Origin of the sequence: Planktothricoides sp. SR001, assembly GCF_001276715.1 — a bacterium.
Taxonomy (GTDB): domain Bacteria; phylum Cyanobacteriota; class Cyanobacteriia; order Cyanobacteriales; family Laspinemataceae; genus Planktothricoides; species Planktothricoides raciborskii.
Map to the genome: position 1 here is coordinate 248,633 of NZ_LIUQ01000003.1, position 22,748 is coordinate 271,380.

At 44.0% G+C, this 22,748-nt stretch carries 19 protein-coding genes; 9 read left to right on the forward strand and 10 right to left on the reverse strand.

The window, feature by feature from the left end; all coding sequences use genetic code 11:
- Positions 1-18: 18 nt before the first annotated feature.
- The 6 genes from AM228_RS03375 to AM228_RS03395 form a co-directional block, all read right to left on the reverse strand.
- Positions 19-3,822 carry an NACHT domain-containing protein gene (locus AM228_RS03375; RefSeq protein ID WP_054464671.1) on the reverse strand — a complete coding sequence of 1,268 codons (3,804 nt, stop codon included), beginning with the start codon at positions 3,820-3,822 and terminating at the stop codon, positions 19-21.
- A 103-nt stretch (positions 3,823-3,925) separates the two neighbouring features.
- Positions 3,926-4,195 carry a hypothetical protein gene (locus AM228_RS31735; RefSeq protein WP_156331503.1) on the reverse strand — a complete coding sequence of 90 codons (270 nt, stop codon included), beginning with the start codon at positions 4,193-4,195 and terminating at the stop codon, positions 3,926-3,928.
- A gap of 4 nt (positions 4,196-4,199) precedes the next feature.
- Positions 4,200-4,409, reverse strand: coding sequence for a CopG family antitoxin (locus tag AM228_RS03380; protein WP_054464672.1), 210 nt, complete (start codon positions 4,407-4,409; stop codon positions 4,200-4,202).
- Positions 4,410-4,413: 4 nt separating this feature from the next.
- Positions 4,414-4,698, reverse strand: a complete 285-nt coding sequence (locus AM228_RS03385) for a BrnT family toxin (RefSeq protein WP_054464673.1) — start codon at positions 4,696-4,698, stop codon at positions 4,414-4,416.
- A gap of 71 nt (positions 4,699-4,769) precedes the next feature.
- Positions 4,770-5,327, reverse strand: a complete 558-nt coding sequence (locus AM228_RS03390; protein WP_054464674.1) for a DUF1822 family protein — start codon at positions 5,325-5,327, stop codon at positions 4,770-4,772.
- Positions 5,320-5,874 (reverse strand): hypothetical protein, encoded by a 555-nt coding sequence (locus tag AM228_RS03395; protein WP_156331504.1) that lies wholly within the window; start codon positions 5,872-5,874, stop codon positions 5,320-5,322. Before AM228_RS03395 ends, AM228_RS03390 begins: the two co-directional genes overlap by 8 nt.
- Before the next feature lie 371 nt (positions 5,875-6,245).
- Here AM228_RS03395 and AM228_RS03400 point away from each other — a divergent pair, with 371 nt between their 5' ends.
- The 3 genes from AM228_RS03400 (at position 6,246) to AM228_RS03410 (ending at position 8,234) form a co-directional block, all read left to right on the forward strand.
- Positions 6,246-6,800 (forward strand): hypothetical protein, encoded by a 555-nt coding sequence (locus tag AM228_RS03400; protein WP_054464676.1) that lies wholly within the window; start codon positions 6,246-6,248, stop codon positions 6,798-6,800.
- A gap of 109 nt (positions 6,801-6,909) precedes the next feature.
- A complete protein-coding gene (locus AM228_RS03405; RefSeq protein ID WP_054464677.1) occupies positions 6,910-7,809 on the forward strand; it encodes a hypothetical protein in 900 nt (299 codons plus the stop codon).
- 65 nt (positions 7,810-7,874) lie between these two features.
- Complete coding sequence (locus AM228_RS03410; protein WP_054464678.1) at positions 7,875-8,234, forward strand: hypothetical protein; 360 nt, start codon at positions 7,875-7,877, stop codon at positions 8,232-8,234.
- A gap of 227 nt (positions 8,235-8,461) precedes the next feature.
- Here the strand turns inward: AM228_RS03410 and AM228_RS03415 are convergent, their stop codons facing one another.
- Positions 8,462-10,195, reverse strand: coding sequence for an ABC transporter substrate-binding protein (locus AM228_RS03415; RefSeq protein WP_082348728.1), 1,734 nt, complete (start codon positions 10,193-10,195; stop codon positions 8,462-8,464).
- A 317-nt stretch (positions 10,196-10,512) separates the two neighbouring features.
- Here AM228_RS03415 and AM228_RS03420 point away from each other — a divergent pair, with 317 nt between their 5' ends.
- The gene (locus AM228_RS03420; RefSeq protein ID WP_054464679.1) at positions 10,513-10,989 is read left to right on the forward strand and encodes a ubiquinol-cytochrome c reductase iron-sulfur subunit; all 477 of its coding nucleotides are present in this window, start codon (positions 10,513-10,515) and stop codon (positions 10,987-10,989) included.
- A 450-nt stretch (positions 10,990-11,439) separates the two neighbouring features.
- Here the strand turns inward: AM228_RS03420 and cobA are convergent, their stop codons facing one another.
- Positions 11,440-12,213 carry a uroporphyrinogen-III C-methyltransferase gene (cobA, locus tag AM228_RS03425; protein WP_054464680.1) on the reverse strand — a complete coding sequence of 258 codons (774 nt, stop codon included), beginning with the start codon at positions 12,211-12,213 and terminating at the stop codon, positions 11,440-11,442.
- A gap of 393 nt (positions 12,214-12,606) precedes the next feature.
- Between cobA and AM228_RS31740 the strand changes: the two genes are divergently transcribed.
- Positions 12,607-12,804 carry a hypothetical protein gene (locus AM228_RS31740; RefSeq protein WP_156331505.1) on the forward strand — a complete coding sequence of 66 codons (198 nt, stop codon included), beginning with the start codon at positions 12,607-12,609 and terminating at the stop codon, positions 12,802-12,804.
- Between the two features lie 247 nt (positions 12,805-13,051).
- Here the strand turns inward: AM228_RS31740 and AM228_RS03430 are convergent, their stop codons facing one another.
- Positions 13,052-14,767, reverse strand: coding sequence for an ABC-ATPase domain-containing protein (locus AM228_RS03430; protein ID WP_054464681.1), 1,716 nt, complete (start codon positions 14,765-14,767; stop codon positions 13,052-13,054).
- Between the two features lie 199 nt (positions 14,768-14,966).
- Between AM228_RS03430 and AM228_RS03435 the strand changes: the two genes are divergently transcribed.
- Complete coding sequence (locus AM228_RS03435; protein ID WP_054464682.1) at positions 14,967-15,881, forward strand: alpha/beta fold hydrolase; 915 nt, start codon at positions 14,967-14,969, stop codon at positions 15,879-15,881.
- A 386-nt stretch (positions 15,882-16,267) separates the two neighbouring features.
- Here AM228_RS03435 and AM228_RS03440 read toward each other — a convergent pair whose 3' ends face one another.
- The gene (locus tag AM228_RS03440; RefSeq protein ID WP_054464683.1) at positions 16,268-17,005 is read right to left on the reverse strand and encodes a Uma2 family endonuclease; all 738 of its coding nucleotides are present in this window, start codon (positions 17,003-17,005) and stop codon (positions 16,268-16,270) included.
- A 283-nt stretch (positions 17,006-17,288) separates the two neighbouring features.
- Between AM228_RS03440 and AM228_RS03445 the strand changes: the two genes are divergently transcribed.
- The 3 genes from AM228_RS03445 to AM228_RS03455 all read left to right on the forward strand — a co-directional run bounded on the left by AM228_RS03445 (position 17,289) and on the right by AM228_RS03455 (position 22,308).
- On the forward strand, positions 17,289-18,584 hold the full coding sequence (locus tag AM228_RS03445; RefSeq protein WP_054464684.1) for a protein kinase: 1,296 nt from the start codon (positions 17,289-17,291) through the stop codon (positions 18,582-18,584).
- 315 nt (positions 18,585-18,899) lie between these two features.
- Positions 18,900-19,457 carry a COP23 domain-containing protein gene (locus AM228_RS03450; protein WP_054464685.1) on the forward strand — a complete coding sequence of 186 codons (558 nt, stop codon included), beginning with the start codon at positions 18,900-18,902 and terminating at the stop codon, positions 19,455-19,457.
- A 139-nt stretch (positions 19,458-19,596) separates the two neighbouring features.
- Entirely contained in the window at positions 19,597-22,308 is a 2,712-nt protein-coding gene (locus AM228_RS03455) for a tetratricopeptide repeat protein (protein ID WP_054464686.1), read from the forward strand.
- Positions 22,309-22,748: the final 440 nt, after the last annotated feature.

The following is a 22,748-nucleotide window of genomic DNA, read 5'->3' on the forward strand; positions in this document are numbered from 1 at the left end:
AGAAACCCGGTTTCTTCCCTAAAATTCCGAAATCCAACTTTGCATCGCCCCTAACAAATTATCCTGACTGGGGGGAAACCCGCGCAAAGGTGCTTCCAGGGGTTCATCGGTTATCCAGAGAATGTGTAAACCCAGGTTAGTATCGGCGATTTTGCGACAGCAGGTGAGGAGTGGGGGATGAGGTTTACAGTTATGGAGAATTAGGGCTAGGTGGCGTTTTTGCAGTTGTTTTTTTACAGTGAGAATCTGTTGTTTGAGTTGGGCAAAGTTGCTGACAGTGGGGATGTCTGTATCGGGGAGTGCGAGGAAGTAAATTAGGGTGCAAAGTTCTTGACAAATAGCGTTGGTGTCTGTTTCTTCGGCTAGGGATTGAATGTCGAGAGGTAGGGGGTAAGATTGAGCAGTGGGTTTGAGTTGGGAGAGGATAACTGGGATGGTTTTGGAGACTTCTGGATGAGTGCCTGTTAATTGCTGATGCCATGCTGTATAAAATTCTGGGTAGGTGAGGTTTTGGGCACATTGCCATAGAATATTGAAAAAAGCTAAATACTTATAATAACTTATTTCTTTAAAGTAGAATTCATCAGTAAAATATTTTTTCAAGGTAGATACAATAGTTAAATAATCATTAAAGTTTAGATAATTTGTTTCTGATAAACTAGGAAATAAATTGTAAATATAATTTTCATTATTATGATTTTCATCGTAATGGAAATGCAAAAATATCTTGAGTTTTTTTAAAAAATCAACTAAATCAACAGCTTTATCGATGGGATTAAATAGTTGCAAGTGATTTTGTTCGGATTCTGTTGTTGGAACATTCTGAGTTAGTTTATTCATAGCTTCTTGAGCAGCATTTATAATTATCTTACCTTCTAAAAATTTTTCTGGATAATTTGTAACTTTTACTATGAGTGCTTCTAAAGCATAAACTACATTTTTATTTCCTTGCCCAATCTCACCCAGACGATCTGCAATCATCCAAGGTAGATCATCATCATTAGTGGTTTTTAAAAGTTCAAGCAATGCCAGAATTAATCTCTGTTTGTTTGTCTCTTGAAAAGCTCTTTTAGATATTTCAAAAATTGGGTCTTTTTCTGTATGCAACCAAAAACGATTAAATTCCCAATCAATAATTTGAGCAATGATTTCATTGGCTTTTAAACATTGATTAAATTCAGCAATTCCGGCAGATGCTAAAATAAATGCCTGATATTTGTAACACCCTCTATTTTTTTCTTTTTCTAGAACATTCCAATCGCCACAACCATCATCAAAATTCACCAACTTTTCAATAAACGCCTCTTTCTTCTCCTTCTCCAGATTCTCCCGCCCAAACCACAGCAAAATCACCTCTTTCCACTGCTTCTCAAAAATCCGATAAGTTCCCAAACTCGGATTATCCGGTACATGATGCAAAAAATAACCCCAATCATCCACCGCCAACGCCGCAAAATACTCCTGAAACGTCGGATGATAAAACGCATAAACCGGCTCATCGGGATTTTCCACCGCCACCCCTACCAAATTCAACCAACCCAAATCTAAAGCCAACTGACACAAGGGCTCATCAGTTTCTCCCAAAACCTCCGTTACCAAACCTTCCCTTAACCGAAACCGAGACTCAGATTGCTCCATCCCCCGCAACGCCAACCTGCCCAAAGCGGCATTCAACTCCTTTCGCTGCTGGGAATTGGTGGGAAATTTCTCCTTCTTCCACTCATACAGCGCCTTCTCAAACTGCTTATATAGCCCCGCCTTGGTTTCCGGTAAACTCCCCTCGTGAATTTCCCAAGCGCAACACAACAGCGCCAACCGCAGGGGATTTCGCACCGTATCCCGAATCCGCTCTTTTCCATCTTGGGCTAATTCTGCCAGCAACCGCTCCCCTAACTCTGGGTGACGCACAAACCAGCGCCCAATAAATTGCCCCACCCCCTCCGGGTACTCAAAATCGAGATTGCGATAAACATCAAACCCTTCCAGGGCATTTTTCCCCGCATCCCAAACATTCTGGCGACAAGTCACCACCACTCGCGCCGAAGCAACCCAACCGCTAATCTGATTCGCCACCGTCGCTAGGGGGTTGCTACTCCCCATTTCATCCACCCCATCCAGCAACAGCCACACTCGCCCACTCTTAAACAGCAACGCCAGCGCATCTTCCATTTCCGGTGTTACCCGCACACGCAGAGCATCCTTGAGCCACTTTTGCAGTAGGTAATCCTCAACATTTCGCCCCTGCAAATCTGCCAAAGACACCCAAATTGCCACATCCCGCTCTGTCTCTGCGGCTACCCATTGGGCTATTTTCTGTAATAGGGTGGTTTTCCCCGCCCCCGGTTCCCCCGTCACCGCTAACCTGCGCCCTTGACTTTTGGGACTTTGCCCCTGTTTCAGCACTTGGGCGAAAAACTCATCATTTTTATAAGTGCGGGTGACTTCTTCTGGCTGATAAAATTGGGAACCTTCCTCTGGCGAAACCTCCCCAGGCCGTTTTTCTTTCTTTACCTTTTCCACCAATCCCAGAGGCACATAAATATCATCAAAAGTAAACTCTACCCCGTCGCCCGTAGTGAGGGAATTAGTAGTAAGTCGCTGTCTTTCTGCTAAGGCGTTTTGAGAGACTTCGCGCCAGTTAATCCCCGACTCGACACCGCGTAAATCATTCCACGTTGGGGGTAAATGGGCAGGATTTTGACAAATCACGGGCAACCAACTCGCACAGGGAAACTCGTCCTTGATTGTGGGAAATTCTAACCTATTTCTAGTCGCTCTCAGCGCCGAATATAAAGAAATCCCCTGAATAAACTCCTCAAAGAAGTATTGTAAAAATATCGGGGCTAAAGGCATAGGTAAACGGTCTCGCATCACCATAATCTGCGGTAAATATAGCTGCTGACCCTCTCCTAATTGATGAGCCAAACCCAACCCATCACAAGAGTTAAAGATTGCCAACTTTAACCCCTGGTCAATAGCTTTATTAAGATGGTTTCTAATATCACTAATACTTAACCATTGGCCTGAACTCAACTGAAATTTTCCTTCTGTCCCCTTCTCAGAAGTGCCACTATGACCATTAAAAACAATAATATCCCAGGCTTCATTCCATAAAGGCTCATCTAATTCAGCTAACGTAGTTACAACTTTTATCTCAATATTAGCTGTAGCTAACTGCTGAATTTCCTCCTGAATATTGGCATCCTGCCCCAAAATCACTAAAACTCTTGCCCGTTCTTTGGGTTTAATTGGCACATATCGTTTCTTAAAGTTAGGCGAACTCAGCCCAACTTCTGACAAAGAGAATAACTTCAATAAATCCCATTTTTGCCAAGGCATCTTTTGAAAATCTTTATCATTGCTTTCAATTAAAATGCGATTAGCCTTATCTTTCGACTGCAATAAATATGCTTTTAATGTATCTTTAACTTCACCAAAATCCGCCGAATTTAACCACTCATGGAATCGCTTTAATAATGCTTTTTCAGCTTCGGTGCAAGCATGATAAGCCTGCTGCTTTTGATTTTCCCATCCCTGATAATCACCAGAAACATTAGTGTCAACAGCGCGGCTTTTAAACTTTGCTAAAGCTGGTGGTTCATTATTATCATCATTAGGATTATATGCCCTTATTTCTAAATAATTGCCATAAGCAATTTGCCACTTTTGATAAAGTACGGGTAAATCGGGGGCAGGGGGCAATTCTCCACTGACTCCATCCTCCATAGCATCTAGGGAGGGTAAATCACCACTATAATTTTTTAAACTAACGATAAAGCCCTGGCCAAAATTACCCTTGCCATCCAGTATAAATAAACCCATAACTTTTACGGTTATAAGAATTTTTAGCGATTATACCATAGATTTGGCCAAGGCAAAAATCAGTCACAAATATTTACAGCGGTTTTCAGATTACTAACCCACGCTAGGACGATGCCGTAGTAGGGGCGAAGCATTCCGGTAGATAGCTTATTGCTGAAAATATTGTAGGGGCGAATGGCCATTCGCCCCTACTGCCGGAATGCTTCGCCCTCACAATGCTGAAAATATTAAATGGACTGCCGGAATGCTTCGCCCTTACAATGCTGAAAATATTGTAGGGGCGAATGGCCATTCGCCCTTGTACGGGCGATTCGCGAATCGCCCCTACGGAATGCTTCGCCCATAATGGATGAATTTTTGTAAATGGTATCATTAGGCTAATTGACAGATAATTTGCGCCCAGAAGTAACACAATCTTGCAAATAAAGATTAATTAGCTCTTGATAAGATATCCCTTTTTCTTGAGCCATCATCTCAAAATATTCTATCACATCAATCCCCACGGAAAGCGTGACTTGTTTTTTCAACTGTTTAGCAAAAGGATTTGGTCTTTTTTTCATTTTTGACAGGTCGTATTCCGGTTCCATTGGTTTATCTCCTATATTCTTTACTTTCGTTTTTAGTAGCTTTTCTGGCTGATATGATTCTAATGATAGAATCTTCTTCTCTAAAACAATGCACTATCAGTAATATTCTCATTTTAGAGCTTAAGCCTAAAAGCAAAAAACGTTCTTCATCTTGCGAATGTGCTTCATCCCAAAATTGAACCGCATAATCATCAAAGAAAACCGATTCAGCTTCTTCAAAAGAAATGCCATGCTTTTCTTGATTAATTTTGTTTTTTTGCTGATCCCACTGAAAGGTTATTTTATTCATGCTGAAAAAACACCACTAACTCCCGATCCTCATATTGATTCCGATTTTAACCCCCTAATAATTACATCTGTTTACACCACAAAATCTTCAGTGATTTCCGCATCACCCAAAGCCAATTTTACCCCAAACTCACCCCCCGGTTCCGCATCAAACTCACACTGAATCAATTGATCCGCAGTGTCGCTGGTCACTTCTTTAAAGATTTCCCCTTCTGCTAAAATAATTAATTTGAGATTGGCAGGTAAATTAGGACTGGTTGTGGGAAAAACTTTCAGATTAACGATAACGTTATCCGCATTTTCACGGTTTAAGCTGACAACGAGATTCACCATATCAGTGATTAAATCGATGCTTTTAGCCCGTTGGATTGATTGACCAAAATGAGCAGGTGCTAACTGTCGAGTAGTCAGCAATTCTCCCACCGATTGCCAACCGATTGCAAAAATATTGTCAAACCATTGGGTTAAATGATTAACTTGAGTTAAGGGTGGTTGCGCGGTTTGAACCTCAAAAACCGTATCAATTCCTAAAACAGGAACTCCTAATATTTCCTCTAATTCTCCTGATGCAAATAAAGCCCTAATCTGAGCTAAGGCGTTTTCATTGCCCTCTAAAATTAACTTAGTCATTTTGTTCATCTCCTTTAATTTCAAAAACTATGGATATATTGGGATTGTTTAGCTTTAAGATTCGCAATAGCTCAACAATAGCTGAATCGCTCGGTTGACCACCCAAACTAATTGTTATTCTTTTCTTGCTTTCTCCAGACAAATCAATCATTGTGTAGCCGTTCTGCTTTAAAAAATACATGAGCCCTGACCAAGACGGCATCTCTATGACACCCATCAAATTCTTAACATAGCTATTGATAGTTGTTGACAGATAAGGTCTAATATTTTGACTGGCCTTCTTTTGGAGTTCTTTTTTAACGGCTGCTTCCAGTTCTTCGGCGGTTAAATTAGGATGATTTCGTTGTAAATCATAACGACACCTATCGTAATAATCTAGTTTAGCTATGTCCATAGGCGTATTTCCTAAAAGTGACAAGCATAAGTAGCGCTGTTCTTGGTCGGAAAGGTTGTCACCACCCTTTTGATTGCCTAACTCTTTGATTAGGCGTTCTATATCTATATCTAAAATCTTTTGAACCTCCACACAATCAGAACAAAGGGTCATTTTTTTCATCCTCCTTATGAGTGACACAAATTTTTCAGTTAGTCAACCAACGAGCGTTGGTACAACTTCCATAAATAACCCCAACGAACGTTGGATGCACGTTTAAAGAATAGGAATTTTAATGGAGTTATAGAGAGTTAAAAACACTCTATTACTAGCAAGTTCTCTAAACAACACCAACGAAAGTTGATTCAGTTTAAAGAATAGACTTGATAGGCTAGTTCCAGAGTAGAAAACACTCTCTTACTAGCAGCCTCCATAAACAACACCAACGAAAGTTGATTCAGTTTAAAGAGTAGTAACAGTAAGCTATTTCCAGAGTAGAAAACACTCTATCGAACCTTGAAAATTACATAATTCGGAGGTCAAATATGGACTTTGATTCTATCAGAATCAATGAACCTTGGCTACTGGTACTCAAGGGTGTCACAGGTGATGCTACGGAGACCATGTATTCACCTGGTTTAGCAAAAGCTTGGCAACAAAAGCTAGTTCACCCCCAAACCGCCATTGTCGGTGTAGCACCCCAGGAATGGAAAGGGAAGAAGTGGACAGAAGCCGACGTTAAAGCCCATATCCGTAAAGGAACGGGGATTAAGTCCGATGAAGAATGGGCGGCTTTAGGTTTAGAAGAGTCGATTTTCTTCAAACCGGGAGACGTTAACGATTCTAGCAGTTATCCAGACCTCAAAGCGTTTCTGCAAAAACTCGATGAGGAACGGCAAACCGAAGGGCGACGGCTTTTCATACTGTCACTCCCCCCCCAGCTATTAAAAACAGTCATTCTCAATTTAGCTGAAAACGGGATGCTTGATGACCCAGATAAAAACATTGTTTTTATCGACAAGCCGTTCGGGGCAAGCTATCAGGGGGCGCTGGAACTCAAGGAACTCCTTGAAAGTGAATTGATTCCCGCTGTTGCCTAGTTTTAACAGTTAGCCAGGGCGAACCATGACCGGATTAAATTTCTATTTTAACCAAGAAATATCTGCGGTCATGCTTCGCCCCTACAAATCTCAAAAATAAGAGGGTTCTATGAAACTGAAATCTCAACAGGTTTATGTGGCTGACCACTCATTAGCAAAGATGATGAGCCGTCTCCTGTTGACCCTGCACCTCAACCCATTTTTCCGGGCTATTCTCAGCCGAGATTGGGTTGCCAGTATCCAAATTATCTATACCGAAACAGTCGGTTTTGAAGGCCGAGAATACTTCCTCAGCGTCGGAAGCCATCAGGACATGGCCCAGCACGTCGCGAATTGGTTGAGTTTGGTATTAATGGATGCTCCTTCGCCTAATAACCTGACCAAAGAAGCCATTACCGAACGTCAAGTTGAAGCCCTATCAAAATGCCAAATTGCTTCCGCAGTTCGCGCCCAATATGGTAAGGGTTTTATCGCCGGTCAGCCGGTTCCTGGTTTCTTAGAAGAGGCAGGAGAGCAATACCGGACAGAGACGTTTTTCGCGGCCAAGGTATTCTCAAATACCGAAAAATGGTTTGGTGTTCCTATCTACCTAATGTCCGGTAAACGGGTAGGTCAAACCAAGCAAACCAAGGTAGTCATCGAGTTCCACTCTTTGAGTCCATTGGGGTCTACCAAAATCACTTTTGATGTGGTGAAAAATAAGGTGGAAATGCCCTTTATTCTCAAGACTCCTGGTGCGGGCTTTGAGCTTGAATCGGTCTTAGGCGGGATTAATTTAGAGCCTAGCGTCGATGGACACACTCGTTTGTTGCTTGATGCTATGCGCGGCGATAAGTCTTTGGCTTCTTCGCCTGATTTTGGGGTAGAAACGTGGCGGCTGATTACCCCCATTGTTGAGGCTTGGAAACGGGACACTTTTAGCCCTATTTCCCAGTATGAAGCTGGCGGGGAATTGCCCGCAGAGGCTCTTGCTCTAATTCGTAACGACGGGCGCGAGTGGTTCATTTAAGTAAGTAAAATGCCAAGATTTTTCTTGGCATTTTCTTATTATTTTTTACGAGTATAACAGAACAAATGAATATTTTATCTAACCCAGAAAATGCCTCATTAAAAGATTTTTCCAATCAATTGCTAATTCGCTTTAATGCAACTAGCAATGAAACTCGTATCTGGCTAATCCAGCTATATCAATCATACCTGGAAAGTCCCCAACCATTCACTATTTTATGTATTGATAATTGTTCAATAAGTCAGGGCGCTTACCGGGCGGATATTGGGGCTGATTTGAGGGATGAATTGCCCGATCGCCTCCTAGACCAATTCCTGCAAAATATCTTTTATTGCAATAGCAATTGTAGCAATATTGAGGAGGTCAATCAAGAACTGAAATGTATTATCCAACAATTAAAACAAGAAAGAAATTTACTGACTTAGAAACCGGGTTTCTTTTTTGCATCCCACAGATAACTCCTGATATTCACAAAAGAAACCCGGTTTCTTTCTCCCAACAGCCACCCCAGAACCCCAGAAACCGGGTTTCTTTCTCGCATTTCACAGATAACTCTTGATATTCACAACAGAAACCCGGTTTCTTTGATGCTTGGGAAAAAGCGATCGCCCCAAACCCCCGTAAAAAGGGGGGATTTTTAGAATTTTGCCATTTATTGTTTACTAATTGTCCAAAATGGGGTTCTTTGGGTGGGTTCTAGGATGACATTTTGGAGATTTTTTTGGGCAAAGATATATGCTTTTCCTTGCCAAAGTGGGATAAATGGGATGTCTTGGGCGAGGATTTGTTGGATTTCGCTGAAGATTTGTTGCCGTTTTTCGGGGTTTTGTTCTTGACGTTGTTGGGCAATGAGTTCATTGACCCGATCGCTGTAATAAAACGAGCCCCAAAGTTGACTTTCTCCCGATTCACAGCCGGTGGTGGCTGACCCTTTGCTGCAAGATAAAAAGGGTTGAATGTAGTTATCTGGATCTAAAAAGTCTGGACTCCAATCGAGGATGAACATCGGATATACTCCTTTGTCCAAATTGTTGTAAGCGGTAGCAGATTCTACGCTTTTCAGTTCAATGGCGATCGCGCCACCTAATTCCTGTTCGGCAAAAGCTTTGATCGTCATTGCCACATCGCCATTACTTTTCAGATTTGACCGATACCAAATTTCTAATTTCAGAGGATTTTGGGCAGAATATCCCGCTTTTTCTAAGGCTGCTTTTACTTTGGCAATGTCCCCATCCCCATATTTTTCTTGAAAAACCGGCTGATAAAATTCCGTTAGGGTGGTGGGAATTAAGCTGTAAAGCGGTTCGATTTGGCCGCGAAATACTCGATTTTGAAATAGTGGCCGGTTAATTAAAGAAGCGATCGCTTGTCTGACTTCTAGTTTAGCTAATGACGCATTTTTCTGATTCATGGTTAACACATAAATCCCATTGCTGCGACCAGAAATTACCTGCCAACCTTTACTCGCGGCTTGGGATTCTAAGTTAGCAATTTGATCTAAGTCTAAAGTGCCGTAAGTCAGGTCGATCGCCCCGGTAAGAAAAGCGTTGTAAACATTGGCTGTACTAGAAAACTGCTGAATATCAACCCCTTGATTAACGGGTTTTTCGCCCCAATAATCTGGATTAGCTTCTAATTTAATTGAATCGGTTCCATAGCTGGCTAATTTATAGGGTCCAGTGCCAATAAAACTGTCTGATTTAAATTTACCTTGGCCAATTTCATAAGCCTGGGGCGATACCGCACAAAGTCCGGGAAATGTTAACAAAGCAGTAAAGGCCGCAAAGGGTTTTTTCAAGGTAATCGTAAGCTCATTTTCCCCCGTGGCTGCAACGGATTCCATGATTCCTGATAATAAAGAACTGGGCGATCCGCCATTTTCCGCAAAGCGTCGCAGGGAAAAGGCCATTGCTTCAGCGTTGAAGGCTGTACCGTCGTGGAATTTGACCCCTTGGCGAATGGGAATGGTGTAAGTTTTCCCGTCTGGGCTAATTTTCGGCAGTTCGGTGGCTAGTTGGGGGATAATTTCTGTGGTGCCGGTTTTGTAGGTGTAAAGCCGATCGCCCATATTATATAGGAAGGTTCCAGAGGCAATTTCATAGGCATCTGCTGGATCTATGGTGCGAAGTTTCTCCGTGGTGCCGATGGTAATGCGATTGGGGTCAGTGGTGCGGCTTTGTGGTTGGGGTTGACCGCAGCTAACCACCAGGAAACAGCAGATCGAGAATAGTCCGATAAATTTTAGCCACTTTAGCCACTTTAGCCCCTTTAGCCCCTTTAGCCAAAAGTGCGATTCGCTTTCGCGTCCGCCCTTGCGGAATCGCAGCGCCCCCCGTAAGGCTTTTCGGGGAATTTCGATTAAGGGAAATAGTATTTTTTGGTACATAAGGTTTCGAGTTAAGCAACCCGGATTTTTGGGCTCAAACAACATTTTGGTTTGTGCTAAGTTTAATTCTAAAGTCGAAATCTTACGATATTGCCTAAGTTGTTGGCTTATGGCTAATTGGTAATATCCTGGGGCAGAGGGGCCGCCAATCGAGCAGAGGAGCTTCTGGAGCAGAGGCGAAAAAGAACACCCCTGCACCCCTGCACCCCTTCCGGTTCTCCGTTCCCTGTTCCCTGTTCCCTGTTCCCTGTTCCCTGTTCCCCAACCAACAACCAAAGAATCCCTACCCAACAACCAACAAACAACAAACAACAATTATGAAACGTCGTTCTTTTTTAGGCTGGATGGGAGTAGGTGCGATCGCGAGTTCTTTGCCGGTAGCGATCGCCGCTTGTTCACAAACTTCTGAGTCCGGATCCACGGACAATACATCTGCTGGCAACGCCGCTGCACCTCCAGCCCCAGAAACCGTGGCCACCGCTGATGAGTTTGTGGCAGTGGGGTCAGTGGCGGAATTGGATCAAAAAGGTTTCTTATTGAATAAGGTTGCGGACACCGAGGTGATTGTGGTCCGTAACCCACAAAGCACCGAAACTTTAGTCGCCCTGAATGCTTCATGCACTCACAATGGCTGCAAAGTGGAATGGAAAGGTGAGGCTTCTGAGTTTTCCTGTCCTTGCCACGGGGCTAAATTTGCTTTAGATGGCAAAGCGACTAATGCGCCTGCGACTGAAGCATTAGCCAGTTATTCAGCCAAAATTGAAGGGACTCAGGTTTTGGTTAGCGTTGGGTAATTTTGGGTAATTTTGGCTAATTTTGGGTATGAATTGCCCGCCTGTGGTGCGTTACGGCTGGAATAGAGGTTGATTGTTTTTTCTCAAGTTACTTGCCAGCCTAACACACCCTACACCCTACACCCTGGGGAGAAGTGAAAAGTCGTAGGGGCGAATGGCCATTCGCCCGTACAAGTGAAAAGCTATGCCTAAATATCACTATTCACTATTCACTATTCACTATTCACTATTCACTATTCACTCTTCCCTACACCCTACACCCTACACCCTCCGTATGGTGCGTTACGGCTGGAATAGAGGTTAATTGTTTATGTCAAAGTTAATCGCCAGCCTAACACACCCTACACCCTACACCCTACACCCTCCGTATGGTGCGTTACGGCTGGAATAGAGGTTAATTGTTTATGTCAAAGTTAATCGCCAGCCTAACACACCCTACATTTTGCTACTTCAACCAAACACCACTGGACGACATTGGCTTAATGTTTCATGCAAGTTGACTACATGACCGATAACCACGATCGCTGGGGAAGTAAACCCGGTAGCTTCGACTTGCTGCGCGATCGCCCCTAATGTGCCGATCAGTTCTTCTTGTTCGGGACGGGTGCCCCAACGAACCAGGGCCACGGGAGTTTCTGGACTTAAACCCGCTGCGGTTAATTCACTGACGATATAGGGCAGGTTGTGAACTCCCATATAAACGACAATGGTTTCCGAACCGTGGGCGATCGCCTGCCAATTCACTTCCGGGCGATATTTCCCTGCTGCCTCGTGACCCGTGACAAAAGTAACAGAAGAACTATAATCTCGATGAGTTAAAGGAATGCCCGCATAAGCTGGGGCGGCAATTCCTGCGGTGACTCCGGGGACGACTTCCACCGAAACACCTGCTGCTAACAAATCTTGCATTTCTTCGCCCCCACGACCAAACACAAAAGGATCGCCGCCTTTGAGTCGAACCACAATGGCGTGTTCATGGGCTTTTTCTATCAGCAATTGCGTAATTTCTTGCTGATCCATTGTATGAAATCCCCGCCGTTTGCCTGCATGAATTTGTTCGGCATTGGGATTAATCATGGCCAAAATTTGCGGGCTAACCAGGGCATCATAAACCACCACATCCGCACATTCTAAAAGGGTTTTCCCTTTGATTGTGAATAAGCCCGGATCTCCGGGACCTGCGCCCACTAAGTGTACTTTACCCAAGCATTGATTCTCATTCATAGTATTTCTGAGGTTATTCTGGATTCCTTGATGACGTTGTATGCAGTATTTTAAGGGTCAATAATGCTTAGAGATAATTGCATTTATTATCGGTATTTTTATCTAATTCAGGACTTAGGCAGCTAATCTATATGTAGGGTGGGCATTGCCCACCATATATATAGTGATTAAATTCTAGATTTGCGTAATTCCTATAATTTTAACCAATAAAAAACAATAGTTAAGCATAAGTATTGACTGGCAATTAGATTAATGTGACCTAAGTTAACGTGAGGATTACTATCATTAAACATTCAAATTTATAGGGATATGTTAGATTAAAATAAGAAGTAAAAATAAAAATAATCGCTGGAAAATTTGAAGATTATAAAATAATTAGGTGAACATAATTAATTGCACTTTTCGTTCCCCACCGTAAATCCTTGGATTCCCGCCTTCGCGGGAATGACAGCTTTTCTTCTCATGGGGTCTGTGGTGCATTTATTTCTGCCCGTAAACTTATTAGCTAAAGTAGTAGCTAAAAGATTACAATTAAAGCCAATTAATAATGCTTTAGTTTACGGCATTGCTCTAGTAATTTCGTATATTTAGTTACACTCGATCAGAAAACATGATTATAATGCATTGATTTTATTCTATGTTTGCATAAAAGTGCAGCATTATACTTGACAAAATCACTTTTTTTGTGCTTTTGATGACTTTTTGGGCAAAGAGTCATCAAAGGCGCCCTTGAGCAGCGCCTTTGAACGAAAGGTTTTTTCGGTGCGTTACGCTTCGCTAACGCACCCTACAATTTGTCCGGTTTTTTCGGTGCTACGAATCAAGTTTTTTCGGTGCGTTACGGCGTTTGCCTAACTACAACTTGTAAGGTTCGCAGACGATTGAGGGCAGCGGCTAATTCCAGGGGGCGAAATAGGGCTAAGTCCCCTTGGGGGTTGGGGGCTAAAATATCTAAGCCTTGGGTCTGAATATCGACCATGACCGCATTGAGGATTTCTGGGAGGGTTTTTTTGCCATTGATATAGTGCTGTTTGGCGTAAACCATTGCTAAGGCGATCGCCCGCAGTTGATCTCTGCTGACAATTTGTTCCACTGCCCCTAGGTCAATATCTTCGGTGCCAAAAGCTACCTCATCGATATCCCGGACTTTTAACCGGACATCCCGCTTACCCCGACTGGGATCGAGACTATTTGGGATAGGAATGCGGGGGGTAATTTGGCCAAACTGTTTGCCCCCTTCCGACTGACGACCTGTGGCGATTTCTTGGGCGACCAGTCGGGCTTTTTCCGTGACATCATCGCTTATGTAATTATCCATTGCCACTACGGTATCCGCTACATCAAAATAGTCGCCACTGCCCCCCATGACCAGAATGGTGGAAACTCCATGACCTTTGAGGAGTTGCTGGACTTTATCGATAAATGGGGTAATCGGTTCTTTGTCTTTGCTGATTAACGACTGCATCCGGCGATCGCGAATCATAAAGTTTGTGGCGGAGGTATCTTCATCGAGGAGTAATAGTTTTGTCCCCGCTTCCAGGGCTTCCATAATATTGGCCGCTTGGGAGGTACTGCCCGATGCATTGGTGGTGGAAAATTCTTTGGTGGATTGCCCTTGGGGTAGTTGATTAATAAAGGGGGAAATGTCCACACCGCATACTCCCCGACCATCTTCTGCCCGGATTTTCACGGCGGTGCGATCGGTGACGATTAATTCCCGACCATCCCCAGGGAGATGGTTATAAACCCCTAGTTCGATCGCCCGTAATAAGGTTGACTTGCCATGATATCCCCCACCAACAATTAAGGTGACACCTTGGGGAATACCCATTCCGGTGACTTTGCCCCGGTTGGGACAGTTAAACTCTACCCGCAACGTGGGGGGCGTTTTAAAGGGGATGGCATCCGGTAAAGGGCGATCGTCTACGCCACTGCGTCGGGCAAGGCAAGCCCCATCAGGGATAAAGGCAACTAAGCCCCGGCTAGATAATTGCGATCGCAGCCAGTCCGCATCTTCGACGGTTTCTACTTGTTCTCGGATGGTTTCCGCATTCAATTTTGCATAAATTAAGGCGTTTTGCACGATATGAGGGATATCCTCACAGAGAATTTCTGCCGCTTGACGCCCCAAAATGGTTCTACCTCTGGCGGGCAGTCCCACCACAAACCGCAGTTCTATCCATTCAGGGGAGATTAAACAGGAGGTGCGATCGAGCACTTCTTGCCCCAACCGGGCTAGGGAAATTTGGCCACTTTTACCACTGCCGCGATGCATTGACATTTTTTGGGCCCAACGAGCAAATTCGCGGGTCAGGTAATCTCGCAGGGCAACTTCTCGACTCTTACTTTGATACAGTTCGGGGGGAAAACCAGCGATATCCTGACTCACCTGTACCCGTAACTTACTGGGCGCCGCAAACGGATCTCCCTGAACATAATCTATATGTAGAGTAAAATCGGGAAACTCATATCGACCTTGAATATCTTTGTAAGCTTTATAGTTGCGATTATCAAGTTTAAGTAATTGCTGGTAGAGGCTTTGATAGTTGTCCATTTTCCAAGACTGAAAAAATCACTGCTGTCTATTCTATGAGAGCATATTCGTTTTGCAGAGAAAAGAACCAACAACAAAGAACCAACAACCAACAACAAAGAACAAAATTGCCGATTTTGTTACAAAATGTTAAGGATACTAGGCTCAACCTAGTGCAAATTACAATTGTTTTCCTTTTCAAAATTACCTTTTACCGCTAATGACCGTCACTGCTGAGACTGAAATTAATCTTTTAAACTTACCGGCGAAAACCTGGACTTGGCGCGGTTGGGATATTTGCTATCAACAGATGGGGTCGTCCGGCCCTGGGGTAGTCTTAGTCCACGGATTCGGCGCCTCCTGGGGACATTGGCGGAAAAATATCCCCGCCCTGGCAAGTCACTGCCGAGTGTATGCCATTGATTTGATTGGTTTTGGGGGTTCGGCTAAACCCACTCCAGGAGTGGAAATTGCTTATACCTTTGAAACTTGGGCCGATCAAATTGCGGATTTTTGCCGGGAAGTCGTTGGTGGTTCGGCCTTTCTGGTGGGGAATTCTATCGGTTGTGTGGCCGTAATGCAAGCGGCAGTATCCCATCCCGAAATTGCCCGGAAAGTGGCTTTACTCAATTGTTCCTTGCGGTTACTCCATGACCGAAAACGGGCGGAAATGCCTTGGTATCGCCGCGTTGGGGCTCCCATTGCCCAAAAAATTCTCAATGTTAAATGGGTGGCGCAGTTATTTTTTCGGCAGCTTGCGACCAGGGAAACAGTGCGAAAAGTTCTCCGGCAGGCTTATAAGCGATCGGAAGCTGTCACCGATGAACTGATCGATCTGTTGATGAAACCTGCGGCTGACCCTGGGGCGGTGGATGTGTTTGTGGCTTTTACTAGCTATTCCCAAGGCCCATTACCAGAAGATTTATTGCCAATTTTGCCTTGTCCCGCGTTGGTAATTTGGGGGATTGATGACCCTTGGGAACCGATCGCATTAGGAAAGCAGTTTGTTAAGTTCCGTACCGTAGAAAAGTTTATTGCCTTGGCAGGGGTAGGTCATTGTCCTCAAGATGAGGCCCCGGAATTGGTTAATCCCATTTTGCAAGAATGGATTTTACATAGTTCTCTTAGTCAGTAGATTGATTGTAGACATTCAGAATAGACAGCACTTGTCAGAGTTATGAAGTACAAAAAAACCCTGTCATTCCCGCGCAGGCGGGAATCCAGAAAACCTCTGTAGTTATGAAGTACAAAAAAACCCTGTCATTCCCGCGCAGGCGGGAATCCACAAAACCTCTGTAATCCCGATAATAACCGCTATATTCTTTTTCAACCGATCGCGTTTTATCTGCGATCGGTTTTTTTGATTCATGGAAATTTAAATTATACCAAGTAGTCAGGTAGGGTGCGTTAGGCGGTCAGAAACCAATTGATAATCAACAAGAATTATAGGTATTTGACCGCCGTAACGCACCTGATTATTTACGTCAAAGAGGAATGAGGAATATAGAACAAATAGACAAACTAAGCGGGAGAATTACTATCAGGATCGATTCCGGCTTCTCGGAGTAGCTGTCCTAACCGTTTAGCCCGTTCGATCGCCATCTCCTTTTCCTGACGTTCTTGTTGCAGTTGTTCCTCAGCAATAGCTGCCCGATTTTCGGCGGCAACTAACTGTTGTTGAACTTGGATATAATCCGCAAAAGGTTGACCATCTGGACGATATAATATTAATGTATCTGATGTAAGTTCAAAGCGAATTCCCAGACGCGGGGAAACCCAGCCATTAATTTCATCAATCACATCCAGCCATTCTTCAGAACGCAGCCATCCAGTTAAATGGTTGCTGTCTGGGTCATAGAGATAATATTCTTCTACCCCATAGCGGTTGTAAAAGAATAATTTGCGGTTCATTTCTTTGGCCGTATTGCCCGGAGACAAAATTTCAAATACCACTTGAGGGCTGATATTATTGTCTTTCCACTGCTGATAAGAACCACGGTCTTTTTTCTCTACTCCAAAAACTATCATTACATCGGGGGCTTGGCGTAGTTTATTATTCCCTTCTACCGGATACCAAAGTAAGTCTCCGGCCACAAAAACATCAGGGCGATCGGCAAATAACCAGGCTAAATTATACTGAATTACTGTCAGCCAACGAAATTGAATGGTATTATCGGCGATCGGTTGTCCGTCACTATCAGGATAAATGATTTCCGCATCGGTTTGGGTATCGGTTTGGGGCTGTAATTGTGTGACCATATTATTACCTACCAAATTTTCACCATAAATTATTTTTTACCATATATTAATCATTTTAGCTATTTTTTTATTTTTTTGTTAAAATTTATTAAAAGTTTAGATTAACAATAAGATTTGTTTTAATGTAACATAAAAACAAAAAATGTAAAAAAATCACCGCATAAACCTAGATACACGGTGATATTTCATCATTTTTATTTTACGCCGGATATTTATAGTACACAGATAACTGTGTAATGTTATAATGTAATGTTAACTAAACCAAGTATTTTTTAGATTACCCATGATTGGACACTTATTAGATGATCGCTATCAAATCACCCAAGAATTAGCCCAAGGTGGTTTTGGCAAAACCTATCTTGCCCAAGATACTAAGCTACCGGGACATCCTAATTGTTTGGTTAAGCAACTTTATCCCCAAAAAGGAGATCCAGCGTCTTTACAAAAGGCTTTTGAATTGTTTGAAAGGGAGGCAAAAGCTTTACAAAATTTGGGGCAAAAGTGCGATTGCATTCCTAGGTTATTAGCGTATTTACAGGAAAATGGGGAATTTTATCTGGTTCAAGACTATATTCAGGGACATACTTTGTTACATAAACTATTGCCTGGTCAGCCTTGGCAGGAAGACAAAGTAATTCAACTGTTAATCGATATTCTGGAACCCCTGGAAGTTGTGCATCAACACAAGGTAATTCATCGGGATATTAACCCCAATAATATTATGCTCCGAACGGTAGATAGTCGCTTATTTTTGATTGACTTTGGGGCTGTTAAAGAAGTGGTGACTCAGGGGAGTAATCCCACGAGTGTCATTTATACTCCTGGTTATGCCCCACCGGAACAATTAATCGGAAAACCAGAGTTAAGCAGTGATATTTATGCGGTGGGAATTATTGCTATTCAAGCTTTAACGGGGATTAGTTACTCAGAATTAAAGCAATTACCAACCGATAGCAATAATGAATTAGTCTGGCAAAATCAGGCAAAATTCAGCCCAGCTTTGGGTTATATTTTAGAGAAGATGGTGCGGTTTAATCATCAAGAACGCTATGCCACAGCCAAGGAAGCATTAACCGCAGTCAAAGGTTTGTTAGAACCAGCAATAACAACGCAACCATCACCACTGCCCCCACCCCCACCAAAACGCCCTTGGGGATTAATTTTATTGGGGATATTGGGCATATCAGTAGGAGTTGGGGCAGGGTTATTTTTAATTATGAATAAATCCGGGCAAAAATTACCGTTAAATGGGGTAGCAATTGAGGGCATTTTGGCTGAAGGCGATCGCACTTACATGGACTTAGCCCAAAACATCAATACCTATGCAGACTATTACTTGATTGCCGGGAAACAAGGGCAAACCGTCACCATTGAAATGACCAGCAATCAAATCGACCCTTATCTGGTATTGCGCGATCGCCAGGGCAAAGAATTAGCCTTCAATGATGATATTTCTACCCAAGATTCTAACGCCAAAATTGAGATAACTTTACCGGAAGATGGGAACTATACGGTAATTGCGCGATCGGCTGAATCCGGCGAATCTGGAAATTACCGGATCTCGGCTGTAGGTGACTAATAGCTGCGGATAACACCAACTGTCATTCCCGCGAACGACATCATCCGCTTTATCCGTTGTGTGTGGTGCGTCTAGGCTGGAATAAAGGTTATTTGTTTTTGCCTTAAGCTTCCGCGAACGACACCCTACGTCTACGTCATTCTCTGTCATTCCCGCGAATGCGGGAATCCACTTTTTTTTACCACAGAGACACAGAGGACACAAAGACAGTTGTTAGCTTATCCGTTATGTGTGGTGCGTCTAGGCTTAAGTTGCCGCGAACAACACCCTAGGTCTGAACTGATAAAGTAATACAAGGATTTAGCAGGTCTTACTATGAAAATTAAACCTCTGGTGGCAGTATCGATCGCCTGTTTGTTAACTGCCTCTTGTAGCCAACAGGCATTCTCTAATAAATCCACCGCCCAAAAGACATATCCTAGTGCTAATGTACGGTTTACCTGTCTCGAAGGCTATGACAAAGAGGCGGACAAGCGGTTGCCCACCACTTATGCCTTTACCGGAGGGCAAAAACGGGCAATTATTCGCTGGTCAACGGAATACTTTAGCGGGTCAGATTGGGATCCAAAATCTCGTTGCGAGGAAGTTTCTCCTCGTTTCCAGATGGCTTACGACAATAAAAACCTGAATTTCATCACCAACGGAACGATGAACAATCAGCCCGTGATTTGTACGGCATTGGAAGATGGTGGGCCATGCGCCGATTTACTGATTACTTTGCGACCCACAGACAATGGGTTGGAACTTGCCACAGAACTGGGGCAAGTTTTGAACGGTCGGTCTACGGGGCCAATGCGTCATAGTTCGGGAAATTCGCAAGTTTATATCCAGGTTGATATTGACGAGTTTATCCGCAATGCCCCGGTTGAGTAAACGGTTCTGTCATTCCCGCGTTTTTCTCTGTCATTCCCGCGAATGCGGGAATCCACTTTTTTTACCACAGAGACACAGAGGACACGAAGGAAGTCATCAACCCATCCGCTACCAACATACACATATATATATACAGATCATGCATCGCCATTCTTTATCCCTAATTACATCCCTAACTAGCTTGGGCTTATGGCTAATTCCCGCATCAGCCCTATATCTCGGTGGTTGTTCCTCCCCAACCGCAACAGTGACTAATCAGGTTTATACCCCGGAACAGCTACAACAAATCGCCCGTTCCATCGCCGTGAAGGTGTTGAGTGGCGATAACCGAGGGTCGGGAACCTTGATTAGTCGCCGAGGAGATGGCCAAAATCAGGTCTATACGGTGTTGACCAATAGCCATGTAGTCACCCCCGGACAGCCCTACCGCATTGAAACCCCGGATGGGCAAGTTTATCCGGCAGAGTTGAAGGGTGGGGCGTTGGTGGAGAATTTTGCCGGGAAAGATGCGGCTTTGTTGGAGTTTCGCAGTAGCAACGACTACCCGGTGGCAACTCAGACCGGGAATAGTCCCACGGTGGGGGATAAGGTGTTGGCGGCTGGGTTTCCTTATGATGGGGATGGGCTGGTTTTTGCCCCAGGGATCGTGGAGTTATTGTCGGATCCGGCTTTGCAGGGGGGATATCAAGTTGGCTATAGCAGCGAAATTCAGCAGGGGATGAGTGGTGGCCCGGTGTTGAGTAGTCAAGGTGAGTTGGTGGCAATTAATGGCATGGCTGCTTTTCCCATTTTGCAGCAGGCATATACTTATATGGACGGTTCCCGGCCCGATGATGGCTTGCGGCAACAGATGAATCGCTTGAGTTGGGGGGTTCCGGTGGCTGCCCTAATTCCTCCTAGTCCCAATACGGAACAAAAACCCCCTCTGACTGGGTTAGCGGCAGAGGTGGATGAGATAGCAGCTAAAATTACCGTCCGCATTGAAGCGGAAACAGGCAATGGGTCGGGAGTGATTATTGCCCAAAATGGCACTACCTATTATGTCGCTACTGCTACCCATGTGGTGCCACAAAAAGCCAAGTATCAGGTAGTCACCCCCGACGGCAAACGCTACCCGGTGAACTATAGCAATGTCACCTTATTTCCGGGAGTAGACTTGGCAGTGTTGCAGTTTAGCAGCCAGCAAACCTATCCCGTCGCAACTCTGGCTGAGTATAAGTTAGAAGTAGATGAACAGCAGTGGGTGTTTCTCTCAGGATGGCCCGGAGTGCAACCGGGCAACCCCTTTCAGCGAGAATTTACTGCGGGACTGGCTTTTAGTGAGTTTGCAGGGTCGGTTGTTGTTCAAAATTCTTCTTCCTTAGCCAATGGTTATGAGTTGGTGTACACCAATTTGAGTAAAAAAGGTATGAGTGGTGGACCGGTATTGGATACCCAGGGGCGAGTGATTGGGATTCACACTGCGGCTGAGGGAGATGACTTATACGAGGTAGAGTTGGGCTATAGTTTGGGAGTACCCATTAGAACTTTGATCGGTTTGGCGTCTCAGGCAGGGATTGAATCAGAATGGTTGAAAGTAGAAACTGTTCCGCCACGGAAATTAACTGAACAAGAAGAGAAAGATTCTTTGATTGCCACCGTATTGACTTTGGAAAAACCTTCTGCAACTGGTAGTTATGAAAATTGGGTAAACTATGGCAACCAGTTGTGGCGGGTGAGTTTCAATGAACTAGCGGTTAAAGCTTTTGACCAAGCGATTAAGATTAAGCCGAAGTCATATCCCGCTTGGTATGGAAAAGGGTTAGCCCTGAAAGAGGAGGAAAGATACCGAGAAGCTATTGCCGCTTTCGATCAAGTTATTCAAATTCAATCTAATATCTCCGAAGCATGGCGAGAACGGGGAGAAGCTTTTGCCCGGTTAAAGGACTATCCTCAAGCCCTGGCATCTATTGATGCAGCCATTAAGCATAGTCGGCAACCGGATTTTAAGCTTTCTGGGCTGCGCGGCGATTGGCTGAGTGAATTAAAACGCTATCCAGAAGCAGTTGATGCCTACAGTGAAGCGATAAAAATTAAACCTCATTTGTTTGCCTACTACAACCGGGGAAATGCCTGGAGTAACCGAGAAAACTATGAAAAAGCGATCGCTGACTACACCCAAGCCATCAACCTTGACCCTGAACTTGCCGCAGCCTACAGCAACCGGGGACTTGCCTGGAGTAACCTCAAAGACTATCAAAAAGCGATCACCGACTATACCCAAGCCATCAACCTTGACCCAAAACTTGCCGCAGCCTACAGCAACCGAGGAATTGCCTGGGCTGACCTAAAAGATTATGAAAAAGCGATCGCTGACTACAACCAAGCCATCAACCTTGACCCTAAATATGCCGCAGCCTACAACAACCGGGGAAATGCCTGGTACGAACTGAAAGAGTATGAAAAAGCGATCGCTGACTACACCCAAGCGATCAACCTTGACCCTAAAGATGCCCTAGCCTACAACAACCGGGGAATTGCCTGGGCTAACCTAAAAGAGTATGAAAAAGCGATCGCTGACTACACCCAAGCGATCAACCTTGACCCTAAAGATGCCCTAGCCTACAACAACCGGGGAATTGCCTGGAGAAATCGAAAAGAGTATGAAAAAGCGATCGCTGACTTCACTCAAGCGATCAACCTTGACCCTAAAGATGCCGCAGCCTACGGCAACCGGGGAATTGCCTATATTTATTTAGGAGATAAAGAAACAGCGATTGAAGATATGAAAAAAGCTGAACAACTATTTTGTCAGCAAGGCGATCCTAAATGTGAATTAGCGCGAGATGCTCTCAAACTGCTTGACAAGTAGTTTGGGGTGAACCTTTGTGTTCTTTGTGTCTTTGTGGTTCAATTCTCTATTTTTTTTACCACAGAACTCTGTCGGACATGGGGATAAATAGGTGAACATAATTAATTGCACTTTTCGTTCTCCACCGATAGGCTTTGGATTCCCGCCTTCGCGGGAATGACAGTTTTTCTAATGAACCTTTGTGTTCTTTATGTCTTTGTGGTTCAATTCTCTATTTTTTTTACCACAAAGGCACAGAGGACACGAAGGAAGAAATAGGTGAACATAATTAATTGCACTTTTCGTTCTCCACCGATAGGCTTTGGATTCCCGCCTTCGCGGGAATGACAGTTTTTCTAATGAACCTTTGTGTTCTTTGTGTCTTTGTGGTTCAATTCTCTATTTTTGTTTACCACAGAACTCTGTCGGACATGGGGATAAATAGGTGAACATAATTAATT

Bases quoted from the DNA above. Each gene is read 5' to 3' on its own strand.
- AM228_RS03375 (WP_054464671.1), bottom strand. From the start codon at position 3,822: ATGGGTTTATTTATACTGGATGGCAAGGGTAATTTTGGCCAGGGCTTT.
- AM228_RS31735 (WP_156331503.1), bottom strand. From the start codon at position 4,195: ATGATACCATTTACAAAAATTCATCCATTATGGGCGAAGCATTCCGTA.
- AM228_RS03380 (WP_054464672.1), bottom strand. From the start codon at position 4,409: ATGGAACCGGAATACGACCTGTCAAAAATGAAAAAAAGACCAAATCCT.
- AM228_RS03385 (WP_054464673.1), bottom strand. From the start codon at position 4,698: ATGAATAAAATAACCTTTCAGTGGGATCAGCAAAAAAACAAAATTAAT.
- AM228_RS03390 (WP_054464674.1), bottom strand. From the start codon at position 5,327: ATGACTAAGTTAATTTTAGAGGGCAATGAAAACGCCTTAGCTCAGATT.
- AM228_RS03395 (WP_156331504.1), bottom strand. From the start codon at position 5,874: ATGACCCTTTGTTCTGATTGTGTGGAGGTTCAAAAGATTTTAGATATA.
- AM228_RS03400 (WP_054464676.1), top strand. From the start codon at position 6,246: ATGGACTTTGATTCTATCAGAATCAATGAACCTTGGCTACTGGTACTC.
- AM228_RS03405 (WP_054464677.1), top strand. From the start codon at position 6,910: ATGAAACTGAAATCTCAACAGGTTTATGTGGCTGACCACTCATTAGCA.
- AM228_RS03410 (WP_054464678.1), top strand. From the start codon at position 7,875: ATGAATATTTTATCTAACCCAGAAAATGCCTCATTAAAAGATTTTTCC.
- AM228_RS03415 (WP_082348728.1), bottom strand. From the start codon at position 10,195: ATGTACCAAAAAATACTATTTCCCTTAATCGAAATTCCCCGAAAAGCC.
- AM228_RS03420 (WP_054464679.1), top strand. From the start codon at position 10,513: ATGAAACGTCGTTCTTTTTTAGGCTGGATGGGAGTAGGTGCGATCGCG.
- cobA (WP_054464680.1), bottom strand. From the start codon at position 12,213: ATGAATGAGAATCAATGCTTGGGTAAAGTACACTTAGTGGGCGCAGGT.
- AM228_RS03430 (WP_054464681.1), bottom strand. From the start codon at position 14,767: ATGGACAACTATCAAAGCCTCTACCAGCAATTACTTAAACTTGATAAT.
- AM228_RS03435 (WP_054464682.1), top strand. From the start codon at position 14,967: ATGACCGTCACTGCTGAGACTGAAATTAATCTTTTAAACTTACCGGCG.
- AM228_RS03440 (WP_054464683.1), bottom strand. From the start codon at position 17,005: ATGGTCACACAATTACAGCCCCAAACCGATACCCAAACCGATGCGGAA.
- AM228_RS03445 (WP_054464684.1), top strand. From the start codon at position 17,289: ATGATTGGACACTTATTAGATGATCGCTATCAAATCACCCAAGAATTA.
- AM228_RS03450 (WP_054464685.1), top strand. From the start codon at position 18,900: ATGAAAATTAAACCTCTGGTGGCAGTATCGATCGCCTGTTTGTTAACT.
- AM228_RS03455 (WP_054464686.1), top strand. From the start codon at position 19,597: ATGCATCGCCATTCTTTATCCCTAATTACATCCCTAACTAGCTTGGGC.